This window comes from Streptomyces sp. NPDC026538 (genome assembly GCF_055567535.1).
Map to the genome: position 1 here is coordinate 1 of NZ_JBVHQG010000021.1, position 11,825 is coordinate 11,825.

At 66.3% G+C, this 11,825-nt stretch carries 10 protein-coding genes and 3 pseudogenes; 10 read left to right on the plus strand and 3 right to left on the minus strand.

The window, feature by feature from the left end; translation table 11 throughout:
• Positions 1-439: 439 nt before the first annotated feature.
• A pseudogene (locus tag ACZ4N4_RS44855) lies at positions 440-1,755 on the plus strand (FAD-dependent oxidoreductase); the annotation flags it as partial.
• A gap of 60 nt (positions 1,756-1,815) precedes the next feature.
• Here ACZ4N4_RS44855 and ACZ4N4_RS44860 read toward each other — a convergent pair.
• Positions 1,816-2,745, minus strand: a complete 930-nt coding sequence (locus tag ACZ4N4_RS44860; protein WP_467600227.1) for a LysR family transcriptional regulator — start codon at positions 2,743-2,745, stop codon at positions 1,816-1,818.
• Between the two features lie 379 nt (positions 2,746-3,124).
• On the opposite strand from ACZ4N4_RS44860, the gene ACZ4N4_RS44865 reads away from it, so the two are divergent.
• The 3 genes from ACZ4N4_RS44865 (at position 3,125) to ACZ4N4_RS44875 (ending at position 5,003) form a co-directional block, all read left to right on the plus strand.
• Entirely contained in the window at positions 3,125-3,913 is a 789-nt protein-coding gene (locus tag ACZ4N4_RS44865) for an SDR family NAD(P)-dependent oxidoreductase (RefSeq protein ID WP_467600230.1), read from the plus strand.
• 46 nt (positions 3,914-3,959) lie between these two features.
• Positions 3,960-4,307, plus strand: coding sequence for a carboxymuconolactone decarboxylase family protein (locus tag ACZ4N4_RS44870; protein ID WP_382729506.1), 348 nt, complete (start codon positions 3,960-3,962; stop codon positions 4,305-4,307).
• 144 nt (positions 4,308-4,451) lie between these two features.
• The gene (locus ACZ4N4_RS44875) at positions 4,452-5,003 is read left to right on the plus strand and encodes an OsmC family protein (RefSeq protein WP_467600234.1); all 552 of its coding nucleotides are present in this window, start codon (positions 4,452-4,454) and stop codon (positions 5,001-5,003) included.
• Positions 5,004-5,066: 63 nt separating this feature from the next.
• On the opposite strand, the pseudogene ACZ4N4_RS44880 reads toward ACZ4N4_RS44875, so the two are convergent.
• A pseudogene (locus ACZ4N4_RS44880) lies at positions 5,067-5,582 on the minus strand (transposase); the annotation flags it as partial.
• 654 nt (positions 5,583-6,236) lie between these two features.
• Here ACZ4N4_RS44880 and ACZ4N4_RS44885 point away from each other — a divergent pair.
• The gene (locus ACZ4N4_RS44885) at positions 6,237-6,671 is read left to right on the plus strand and encodes a hypothetical protein (protein WP_467600237.1); all 435 of its coding nucleotides are present in this window, start codon (positions 6,237-6,239) and stop codon (positions 6,669-6,671) included.
• Positions 6,672-6,862: 191 nt separating this feature from the next.
• Positions 6,863-7,222 (plus strand): annotated as a pseudogene (locus ACZ4N4_RS44890) (SsgA family sporulation/cell division regulator); the annotation flags it as partial.
• 522 nt (positions 7,223-7,744) lie between these two features.
• Here the strand turns inward: ACZ4N4_RS44890 and ACZ4N4_RS44895 are convergent.
• Positions 7,745-8,044: a TetR/AcrR family transcriptional regulator gene (locus ACZ4N4_RS44895; protein ID WP_467600240.1), complete on the minus strand. Its 300-nt coding sequence runs from the start codon at positions 8,042-8,044 to the stop codon at positions 7,745-7,747.
• A 768-nt stretch (positions 8,045-8,812) separates the two neighbouring features.
• Here ACZ4N4_RS44895 and ACZ4N4_RS44900 point away from each other — a divergent pair.
• The 4 genes from ACZ4N4_RS44900 (at position 8,813) to ACZ4N4_RS44915 (ending at position 11,640) form a co-directional block, all read left to right on the plus strand.
• A complete protein-coding gene (locus ACZ4N4_RS44900) occupies positions 8,813-9,661 on the plus strand; it encodes a helix-turn-helix domain-containing protein (protein WP_467600243.1) in 849 nt (282 codons plus the stop codon).
• A gap of 855 nt (positions 9,662-10,516) precedes the next feature.
• Positions 10,517-10,984: a Rossmann-fold NAD(P)-binding domain-containing protein gene (locus tag ACZ4N4_RS44905; protein WP_467600246.1), complete on the plus strand. Its 468-nt coding sequence runs from the start codon at positions 10,517-10,519 to the stop codon at positions 10,982-10,984.
• Positions 10,985-11,072: 88 nt separating this feature from the next.
• The gene (locus tag ACZ4N4_RS44910; protein ID WP_467600320.1) at positions 11,073-11,366 is read left to right on the plus strand and encodes an RNA polymerase sigma factor; all 294 of its coding nucleotides are present in this window, start codon (positions 11,073-11,075) and stop codon (positions 11,364-11,366) included.
• Positions 11,254-11,640, plus strand: a complete 387-nt coding sequence (locus ACZ4N4_RS44915) for a sigma factor-like helix-turn-helix DNA-binding protein (protein ID WP_467600249.1) — start codon at positions 11,254-11,256, stop codon at positions 11,638-11,640. The genes ACZ4N4_RS44910 and ACZ4N4_RS44915 overlap by 113 nt, the downstream gene beginning before the upstream one ends.
• Positions 11,641-11,825: the final 185 nt, after the last annotated feature.

Sequence of the window (11,825 nt, forward strand, 5' to 3'; positions counted from 1 at the left end):
GTCCGGCCACGCCCAGGCCGTCGACCCCGACGCGGATGGCCGGAAAAGCCGAGGCCCAGAGGACGACGACCCCTGCCAGGGCGAGGAAGCTGCGGCTGCCGGTGCTTCTGCTCATGGGAACGACGATGCCCCGCCCAATGGTAAAGATCCAGTTACTTATTCTTGTGTTACCAATAAGGATCGCTTACACATTTTGGGAGCGGCCCGCCTGGCGACTGGATCCCGCTTGGCGCCTGCCTACAGGGGGATTTGATCGATTTTAGGGCGGTCGGTAGCGACGGTGAACGGCAGCTTCGCACCGGCCGGTTCGCCACGGCCGGGAGGCTCCGTGATGTCGCCCCGTCTTCCGCAGTTCTGAAGGGCACCGTTTTCCCGGTGCTCGCGAGTGGGGTCGCGGAGGCGGACGTCGGAGACTTGCAGCAACAATTAAGACTCTTATTCGGTAAAGCTAGTGGAGGGTGAGCTGGTCGGTGGCGAGTGCTCATTCTGGGCCTGTGAGCCCAGCAAGGCGCTGCTGCGGCAGCGCGCGCGGACGCGCGACATGTCCCTGGACTGCGCCAAGCGGTGCAGGGGCCCTGGATGTCGCCGCTGTTCTGTCGCACCGCGATGCCATGTCCGGCCATTGGCAGGACGAGGACCAGGTCGAGTGGCTGCGGAAGGCCGACGTTGACCTGGTACGCGGTCACGGACGCCTTGACGGCCCGAAGCGGGTGACAGTGCGGACCTCCGAGGGCAAGACGGTCTGGCTGTCCGCCCGGCACGCCATCGACCTCTGCACGGGAAAGCACAGCTAGTGCCGGACCTGCAGGGACTGACGCAGACCCTGGACCAGCCGAGGAGCCACCAGCGCCCACGAGGTTCCTGGTCGGCTGGCCGTGGTGGGTGGGGGAGTTGTGGCTGTCGAAATGGCCACTGTCTGGCAGGCGCTCGGCTCCCACGTAACCCTGCTGGTCCGTGAGGACGGACTGCTGCAGCGGATGAAACCCTTCGCCGGAACGATGGTTGCTCAGAGCCTGCGCGAGGCTGGCGTCGACGTGCGCTTCGAAACGAAGGTGACCTCGGTGGCACGGGCCGGCAGCGAGGTACGTGTCGAGCTTGCGGACGGCGGAGAGCTGACGTGCGACGAGATCCTGTTCGCCGTCGGACGGGCTCCGCGCCTCCGACGTCGGCCTGGAGACCGTCGGCCTCACCCCGGGCGACTGGCTGACCCGTCTACGACACCTGTCAGGTAACCGCCGTGGACGGCAGCTGGCTCTACGCCGTCGGCGACGTCAACCATCGCGCTCTTCTCACCCACCAGGGCAAATACCAGGACCGGATCGCTGGCGCCGTCATCGCAGCCCGCGCCAAGGGCGAACCGGTGGACGACACACGGTGGGGCGCGCATGTCGCGACGGCCGACAGCGTCGCAGTCCCCAGGTCGTCTTTACAGACCCAGCAGTCGCTTCCTTCCGTCGGCCTGACCGTGCGGGAGGCCGAACAGAGACGGCGACGGGTGGATGTGGTGGACCACGACATCGGACAGGTCGCGGGCGCGGCCCGTTCGCCGAGGACTACCACGGCAAGGCCCGCACGGACTGCCGCACGGTGGTCGGGGCCACCTTTCTCGGCTCGGGAGTCGGAGAACTTCTGCATTCGGCCACCATCGCTGTCGTCGGCGAGGTGCCCCTCGACCGGCTCTGGCATGCCGTACGTGCCTTCCCGACGATCAGCGAGGTCTGGCTGCGACTGCTGGAGGCCTGTCGCAGCCAGTGAGGCCGGCCAGAAGCGCGGCTACTGCTGGCCCGCCTCGCTTCTTGGCCGCCCACATAGCCATTACCTCTGCTTATCCCTTGGACGTTCGGGACGTGATGTTCGAACGGCCGAGGGCGTTTCCCCGGGATCGGTCAGCGCGATGACGAAGTCCTCCAGGTCGGCGCCGAGGGGTGTGTCGCAGTCCCAGACGGCTTCATAGGCGATCTCGACGGGTTTCCCGGCTCGGAGCAGGGGACGGCAGCCGGCGTGCTCGTGCGTGACTTTGGAGCGGGGTAGGAGCGCGGCCCCGAGGCCCATGGCTGCCCACTCGTCGACCGCGCGGAAGCTGGCGGCTTCACCCGGATACGCGCGCAGCGCCAGGTCGTGGCTGCGGAAGAGTTCGGTGGTGAAAGTGGTCAGTCCGCAGGTGGGGGGCCCAAGGATGTAGGCGGCGTCTGTCGCGTCCTCCAGCTCGACCGGACTGTCGGTCGCGACGGCGGCAGGGTCGATCACGACTATCGGTTCCCGGGCGACGACATGATGGCGCATGGCAGGCATGCCGGGCACGGCGGGGACGAGGACGATGTCCAGGCGGCCCGCCTGCAGGTCACTGCGCAGCGGATCGAGGTCCGCCTCCCTCAGGACGAGATCACGTGGGGGCACCAGACTGCGGGCCGCGTCGAAGGCGCGGGCGACGAGTTCCGCCCCGACCAGGGGTGACACACCCATGCGAATCGTTTCGACGGCCGGGCCGGCCAGCCGCTGGGCCTGGGCAGCCAGCATGTCGAGAGAGCCGAGAGCATGGTCGATCAGGGGCAGAATCCGTGCGCCGTGCTCGGTGGGCCTCACGCCGCGGGGTGAGCGGTCGAAGAGCTTCACGCCCAGCTCTTTCTCCAGCCGTGCGACGCCGTTGGACAGCGCTGGTTGCGTCACGCCGTAAGTCCGTGCTGCGGCACTGAAGGACTCCGTTCGAAAGACGGCCTGGGCGTAGCGCAGCGCCTCGATATTCACGCCTCTGCCTTTCCTGGTCATAGCCAAAAGCTATATCTGCATCACCAAAGATCCTCTACCGGAGCTGCGCGGGGCGATCTACGGTCGAGGACATCGCCGGGATGTGGGCCTCAGTAGATCAGTTCAGCCCAACTTACGTATGCGTAAAAAACCACTAACTGGACCTTAGTCCTGTATTACTGCACTGTATGGCGTAAGGGGACGAACACCCACCCGCTTCTGCAGTTTCCGGGCCACATCCGCTCCAACGCGGCAGGCCTGGCCTGTTCCGGCGAACGGACCCCACCGGTGGATCCGGGGGCGCCACCTCGAGGACGCCGGCCGTCGTGTCCCGCGCCCGGCCACCAACTTGCAAAGCCACCAGATTCAGGAGAGAACCATGCCCACCAACGCTTTCGATTTCACCGGGCGGAAGGTCGTCGTGATCGGCGGTACCAGCGGCATGGGGCTGGCTTCCGCCCGCCGTGTCCTCGAGGGCGGCGGCAACGCCGTCGTGACCGGCCGGTCCGAAGCCAGCGCCGCAAAGGCGGTGGCCGAACTGGCTTCCTACGGGAAAGCGGTCGGACTGGCCGTCGACCTGTTCGACCCCGCCTCCGTGGACCGCCTGCGCGACACGCTGACCGAGCAGCACGCCGATGCCACGCTGCTCGTCAACGCCGCAGGCGTCTTCGAGCCGAAGACCTTCCTCGCGCACACCGAGGAGGACTACGACCGCTACCAGGCCATCACTCGGGCCTTCTACTTCATCACCCAGACCGTCGCCGGCAACATGATCGCCCGCGGCAGCAAGGGAGCCGTCGTCAACATCGGTGGCATGCTGGCGCACCAGGCCATGGCCGCCACGCCGTCCTCGGCGTACTCCGTGGCCAAGGCCGGCCTGCACTCCCTCACCCAGCACCTGGCCATGGAGCTGGCCCCGTACGGCATCCGCGTCAACACCGTCGCCCCGGCTGTGGTGCGCACCCCGATCTACGAGGCGTTCATGCCGAAGGACGAGATCCCCGCCATGCTCGAGTCCCTCAATTCCTTCCACCCCATCGGCCGCGTCGGAAACCCCGATGACGTCGCTCCCGCCATCGCCTTGCTCCTCTCCGACCAGGCTGACTGGGTCACCGGCGCCACCTGGGATGTCGACGGCGGCGTCCGGGCCGGACGCAACAAGTACTGACAGGCCCTCCCACCCCGCTCACCAGCCGACAGCCCAGGAGCACGCCGTGTCCTACCACGAACACACCGACCACCAGTACGCCAAGCACATCCGCGCCGGCGCCCCGGAAGCTTTCAAGGCGTTCATGGCCTTCGACAACCAGGTCCTGCGTGGCAGCGACAAGGTCATCTCGCCCAAGCACACCGAACTCATGGCCGTGGCCGTGGCCTTGACCACCCAGTGCGCCTACTGCATCGAGGCACACACCAAGGCCGCACACTCCGCAGGCGCCACCCAGCAAGAACTGGCGGAAACCGTCATGATCGCCGCGGCACTGCGCGCGGGCGGTGGATACGCCCACGGCTTCATGGCCATGAAGTTCTTCGACCAGGCCGAGCAGAACAACGCTCTGTGACCTGACATGGGAACCATGCCGATGACCACCTCTGTCGGCCTGCGGTGAGCGCCGCGCCCCGGACGCAGCCCCGCAACTCGGCTGTGAGCACGGCGGCCGGAGCTCACGGCAGGCCGCCCCTATGCGACGAAGGAGACCACACCGATGACCGATATCAATGAGGTCGACGTCCGTGCCCTGCGGGACAGCGTCGACGCCATGCGAGCCGATCCCGGCCTTGGCCGGGCCACATTCGCCATCGACGGTTCGTGGCAGGGCGGCTACCGCATCACCACGCGGACGGGTGCTCTGAACCAGGGCGGCGAACGCGATGAGACGCGCGTCGCGAAGTTCGCGATGCCCAGCGACGAACCGACGGCGTCGCTGGGCACCGACACCGCACCCACACCCGCTGAATACGTGCTGCACGCGCTCGCCGGCTGCTACACCGTCACCATCACCACGCACGCCGCCCTGCAGGGCATCGAGCTCAAGGCCATCGGTCTGGAACTCGAAGCCGACATCGACATGCGCGGGTTCCTCGGAATCGCCCCCTCGGTTCGACCGGGCCTTCAGCAGATCCGCGTGCGCGTCGACCTCGACGCTCCCGCCGCCACCCCCGAGCAACTCCAGGAACTCATCTCCCTCGTTCAGAAGCGCTCGGCCATCCGCGACACCCTCGCCAACCCGGTCGACGTCCACACCACACTCGCCTGAGTACAACACCAGGCGCCAACTGCGGCGATCCAAGTGCCAAGGAGCTTCCCGATGCTGATGTCAAGCCGCTTTCGTGGCAGTGTCGTCCCCGGGGGCCAGGCGAAGCGCGTCCAAAGGCGCGGTCCAGGAACTGCGACCCGGCTCGAGTGCGCAGATGATCGAGTACGGCCAGCCGGGAACAGGGATGTGCTGGTCCTTTCCCCGGCCGTAGGTGTGACACAGGATCCGCTGCAGTGAGGTGTGGGCATCGGGGCGTAGCCAGCAGGTGATATCGATGGTCAGGACCAGCCTGCCGTCGGCGGCCCGAGACAGTGGCATTGCGGCCAGGGTCCGCTGCAGCCGGCTGGTATCGATGCGGCCACGGGCGACGTCGGCGTAGAGCCCGCCGTGACCGCGGCGGTGCTCGCCGACCAACGACAGCTCGGCCAGCGATCTCACCGGCCCGTCGCCGCACAGGATGGCGTCAGCCAGCTCGAACAACGCATCCGAACGAGCGGTGAGACAGGAGTAGAACTCGCCCCGGAAGCATGACAATTCAGCCAACGCCTCTTGTCGGGTATCGCGATGCAGCAGACTCATCCCCACGGCCTTCGTGCTGGACGTGTGTGTTCCTTGGTCGGAGCACATGTTCAGACGAAGGCCGCTTTGGTGTACGGCGGTTACCGCACCGAGCGATCAAGTTCGAGGCACCATTCGACGTCGGCCGTTAAAGATCAAGTTAGGCGGACCGGCTGGCTGGACGTCACACGTGCGACGCGGCCGCCAGCCCGCCGCCAGAAGCTCAACAACCACCCGCCGCCAGAAGCTCAACAACCAATGGAGTGATGACAGCGTGCGGAAGAGCCAACCGACTCGCTCATCCCGCCCTGAGCCCTGGAGGCGTCTGTTGTGCGCGACGGCGCACTGCTGTATGCCGTTGCGCGTCTCCGTGCTGTGCCCCGTGCGGTAGACCGGCAGCCCGGTGGGGGAGCATCGATGCCGGTGCCCATGGAGCGACAGCCTCGCCCTATGGGGACGGGGATCCGCCAGGCGTTCCACCGCCGGTATCTGGCCTGCATTGTCATAGGGCAAGCAGCGGAACCGACGGCCGGGAGACAGGCTGATGGACATGGGATCCCCTCCGGATCCCTCGTCGCTCGTCCCCGGTTGATTCGGAATTTCCGGATCGCAGACCACGGACATGGCTTCGGCCGCCTAGTCGGCGGAAGCGCGGCATGTCACAAGGAGATGACTATGAACAGGTGGATCAGGCGCGTCTCGATCGCTCTCGTTTCTGCGGCGACGGCGGGCGGAGCCCTTCTCGGTGCCAGCGGCTCGGCGTCAGCCACGACGGCTTCGGGGTCCGTAGAGCGCGCGCAGACCTCGATCGCCGCCTTCGGGACCGACGGCGGACGTGACGGCTACCGCGACGACGGGTACGGAAGCGGTCACGACGGGGAACGGGGCGACGGCGGGGCCGGACACCTTGGCTGGTACAGGGTCGACGACCGTCGAGGTGACCACCATGGCCGGCACCACCACCGCAGGTGGGAAGAATGGTGGGACGGTCGCCATCTGTATGTTTGGGACGGGGACCGGTGGGTCAAGGTGACGTGGCGGCACGACGTCGATGTCGATGTCGACCGCTGGTATCTGGACCAGTTCGTGTGGTACGTGAGCCACCGCTGATGCCGCCCAGGCCACGAGGTCGGCAAGGACGCAGCCTGGGGTTGCGTCCTGTTGGATGGCCGCTCGCCGGGCCGGAGTCAGGCCCGGGCTGATGAGATTGCTTCCCGACCGAACGGGGGTACACGCAGAGGCCGCGTGCGCTGTTTTCGTCTTCCAATCCTTTCGGCTGCGCTGCCATGCCGCCATGTCTCATGCTGCGAAGCGCACGGGGAGCGATCGGAGTGCTCGGCGAGCGGAAAGAGGTAAGTGAGGCACAGGTGAGATCGGAACGAACCGTGGCGTACGAGCTGCCCGTGCGGCCTCTCGTGTCACAGGTGTCGGTGTCGCTGCGTGTAGCACTGCGGTACGAGGCGGATGATCCTTATGCTGTCCGTGCCGCCTTCTATCCCCTGGGCCGGGGTGGGAGGGTTGAGTGGTTCCTCAGCCGTGACATGCTGGCTCAGGCCCTGCGCGGACGCAGCGGGCAAGCAGATGTGCGGATGTGGTCGACGGGCGGTGCGGGACGCGAGGCGCTGTGCATCGCTCTTCGTTCGCCTGCGGGATCGGCCCTGCTGGAACTCCTGCGCGGGGCATGGAATCCTTCCTGCGCGAAACGCGGTCCGTGGTGCCGCCGGGGGCCGAGTCCAGCCGGTTCGACCTGGACGCCGGGCTGGCACAGTTGGTGGCGGGGAGCTGAACGCTTGCCCTGGATGGTGGCGCCCCCTTGGGTGTCAGGTTGCGGTTGCCGGCCGCGCCCCCCCGGGGCCCGCTGTATGTCCTATTGCCCGGCGACCTCGCCTGCGGTGGCGGGCCATGCCTTCTCGGGGCGGTCGAGAGTGGTGAGGGTTCGCTCGACCTCCTGGGGGCAGCGGGGGCTCGGGCAACTCGTGGACGCACTCGGCGCAGAAGGCGTCGAGCACAGGTGAAAATGGCGGCGCCGGGCGGTGGGGGCGACGGTGCGTGTGGTCTGGATGATCCCGGCCTGGGACCAGACACGAAGACGATGTCTTCCGGGGTGACGTCGTCGCGGAGGACACCCTTCTCCTGGGCGTTGCGGAAGATCTGAGCGCCCAGTTCTTCCGTGCTCTCGAACGTTATCCTGCCGAGGGTGTGGACGGGCAGCCGCACCGTGCCAAGTAGTTGAAGGCGCTGTCACAGGCCTGCAGCTCACATAATCTTTCCTCAAAACCCCTCCCAGGCGTCGTCCATGGCTGCGGCCTCTCGGTGGTGCCGAGCAGCTCTGGGAACTTCGCGGCGAAGAGCTCTTCGACCAAGTCGAGCCGGTTGGGGAAGTGGCGGTAGAGCATTCCGATCGCGACTCCGGCCTCTCGGGCGACGCCCTCCAGAGAAGCATTCAGGCCCTGCTCGGCGAAGGCCTTGCGGGCGGCGGCCATGAGGTAGCCGGGGACGCTCCACCAACGCACCCCCGGTTCGAGTGACAGCTACGTGACCTCGGCCGCTGGCATGGCGGGAATCAGCAACAACGCCGCCTGCGCGGCTGCCAAAGCAGCCCAGATCTCACTGATCCGCAGGGCCGCCGCGGAATTCGCAACCGAGGTCTGCTGTCCCCTGCTCCATGAAGCAATCCTTCTTTGTTTCCAAAGCATAAGTAACTGGACATCTCGTTTTGCTCGATGCACCGTAAATCGTGTGAACGCAAGCACCGGCAACCGCAGCGCCCGTGAAGGGGGCGTTTTTATCCTGCCGTCGCAGGGTCCGAACGCCCGGACGGCTTGGCCCGTGCGACCGGGTACCCCCAACCCGTCAACATGCGAAAGCAGTAGGCCATCAGGCCTCGGGCCCCGTATTCAGTATGTCGGCAAGGGTCGGCTTCCCTGGGGTTGGCGAAGATCGGCCTCGGCTGCTGGACCAGCAGGCCGGCTCGCCGATCGTCCCGGGCGAGATGCTCGGACCGAGAAGTCGTCACGTGGACCGGGACACCGAGGGCGAAACGTCCATCTGGCGGCTGCGGTCACGGGTGTCCGCTCTGACCGGGGCGGGAAGCGTGGGCAGCTCGATTGTTTGCATTGGTTGCCGCTGTGTTGGGGCGTCGCCGGGAACCCTGGCCGTGGGGCATTCCTAAAGCAAAACTGGCGCCCCGTTTGGGAAAAGTGAGGTGGACATGCGGTTCGGAATCTTCGGCGTGGGAGATGTGTTTGCCCATGGCTGAGTTCGCAGAGGAGATCAGGTCAGGCGAGATGTCGTTTCTGCGATCACGCCGGGAACAACTTAGACCTGAACAAGTGGGTTTGCCCTCCTTTGGTCGGCGGCGGACCCCTGGGTTGCGGCGGGAGGAGCTCGCTGCGCTCGCCGGTTTGAGTGTCGAGTACCTGGAACGGCTGGAGCAGGGCCGGGATACCAATCCCTCACATGCGGTGCTCGCCGCGCTTGCCGAGGCGCTGCAGCTCTCCGACAGCGAGAGGCAGCACCTTGCGACGTTGGCCATGAAACGTCGCAGCGCCGCGCTCTTGCCGCCTCCCCGTCCGGTAAGCGATGACACACGACCCTTGGTGCGTACGCTGCTGGATCATCTAGATCCCATGCCGGCGAGCGTGTTCGGGCCGATCTGCAACATTGTGGCATGGAACAGCACATGGGAAGCCCTGGTCAGGCCGCTGGGGGTGTTGGATGAAGAATCGCCCAATTTGATTCGCTACCACTTCCTGAATCCCATGGCGCGCGGGATATTCACCCAAAGCGACTGGGCTACCAAGGCGGACGAGCTGGTTGGCTGGCTGCGGGCTGCCCAACCGGACTGGGGTAGCGCTGATGAGTTTCACGCGCTGGTCGACGGCTTGGGCTTGGTCCCCGAGTTTACGTCGCGATGGGCTGCCCACCCGGTTGCTGAATACACGCAGCCTTCCGACACAATTTTCTCTCACCCCGATGCTGGAATCCTGGGCATCACTACCGAGGTGCTCCTCGTCGGGGAGGCGGGTCAATGGCTCCAGATGTTGATCCCGGCCGATGAGGGGACTGCGTCCGCCATCAATGCCCCTACTCCGGGCTGACGGCGAGCCGTGAGCGGGCCCTCAGCGGAATCGCCTCGCCAACCTGAAGCAGGTCAGCCCTGGCGTACAGGCCCCCTGTCCGTGCCGCGGGTGACCTGAGCCGGAGATTGGTCGGCAGCACTTGGCGACTTTGTCGAGGATCTCGGCGGCGGTCTTCGGTGGTCTTCGTGCAGATGAACGGCCGCGGGTGTGTTCAGGTCTGCGGGTCAGGCTTGGATGTCACGTTCGAGGGCTTGGACGGAGCGGTGGACGTTATCCCGGAGGCTCGTGTGGGTGAGTTCGGCAAATCATCTTTCCACCAGACTCAGCTCGTCCTGTGTCGCACGGCGACACCGGACGGGCTGAGGTCGTTACTGACTTCGGCTCGTCAGGGAGTCGGTACGGATGCAGGCGGCCGAGTTGGGGGCCCGCACGATCGCGTGTGGATCCGTCCCGAGGCCGGCTCAGTCGCACCGGAATACCTCCTCGCCCTCGGTTCGCCTGCTTGCCCAATGACGATGCAGGCCACGCACCGGCGGTGGAACCCCGGGCTGATCCCCGTCCTCGCAGGGCGGGGGAGTCTTTCGTGAGCTGCGGCATCGAGCGGACGGCCTTTTCGGCCTCATGGACATTGGCCGACTTGCCCGCGGCCCCCTATCTGCCCGGCTGACGTCACGCACGTCGCCTCAATCGCTCACGCGCGAAGCTCTCAGGCAAGCGGTCAAGGAGTCTGCGTCGCCGGGCGACACCATGTGGTGCCCAACAAGCGGCAGCCCCGCCCTGTGGGGACGGGGATCAGCCTGGCGTTCCACCACCGGTACCTGGCCTGCATCGTCATAAGGCAAGCAGTTGAACCGAAGGCGAGGAGACAGACTGATGAACATCAGGCCGATGCGATCGTGGATTCACCACAGCAGGGGCAAGGTGCTGCGGCAGGCGCAGGCAGGAGTGACCGACCGCACAGCCGAGACCCTGCAGGAAACCGTCCGACTGGTCGAAGCTGCTGGCGACTTGGCCGAGCCCGTAGTCTCCGAGGCCACTGATGAGTCCCAGACCGAAAGAGGCGTCACGGCCGCGACCACAGACACCGGCCGGCTCGCCTTCGCCCTGAAAGACAACGGCTACGAAGGAGAGTTCCCACTCACCCAGGACTACTCCACCGACCCACGGAACCTGGTGATCGCCATCGTCGTGCGCGGCACCTTCCTGTCAAGGGGTCGGCATCGTGGGCGAGCAGCGGTGGACCGTCTGCCGAACCTCTGGCTTTCCGGCCAAGGACAGCATCGCCGCCCTGCTGCTCTCCACGGCCCAGGAAAGGCAGCAGTGAGCCGGGTACCGTCCTGAGACCGCCGCTGTGCAAAACGCTGGCGCTGCGAACGGCCCTCTCACCGCTGCGCCGGATCCAGCCGAACTCGTCGTGCTCTTCGAGCGCGTGGCCACGCCATTCCTCGACCAGTTGTACGCAGCGGCAGTACAGATGACCCGCGACCGCGGGGACGCCGAGGACCTGATTCAGGATACCTATCGGAGAGCGTTCGACGTCTTCGGGTCATTCGCTTGGAAGACAAATCTCAGGATGTGGCTGTTCCAGGTCTTGGCCGACACCGCGCTCGATGCTTGTGGCGAGCCGCAGCCCCCCCGTGCGCTCAAGCTCCCCGCCGGGACGCCCCGTCGGCCGGTTGCCGGAACCAACGCACCCGACGTTGCGGGTTCCCCAGACCGCTGAGGCGCAGGCTTTGAGCCGGCTGTCAGACCATGAGGTGAAAGCTGCGCTTCGGCAACTCCCGCGGAAGCTCGCCATCGTTGTACACCTGGCTGATGTTGGAGACTTCTCTCACATGGAGATCGCGGAGATCCTCCGCGTCCCCTCCAACACCGTGCGATCCCGGTTGCACTACGGGCGACGATGTGTGCGGGGGCTGCTCACCGACGCCGCTCGCCGGCGCGGTCTTCTCAGTCGCACGGGCAAGGGCTCTGTCGGAGACTCGGCTGCGCCGTGAGGCGTGGAATCCGCGCGCGGGTGGAGCCTCCACCGTCGTTCCGTCGCGGCTGGACCGCGGTCCGCATGTGCCCGCGCGTGCAGAAACTCCCGGATCGGGTTGATCTTGCCGGTCAACAGGCCGGAGTGAGGACGGCGGCGTCACCGCAAGACCTCAGGGCGAATGGGTGCCAAAAGCCGCACAAT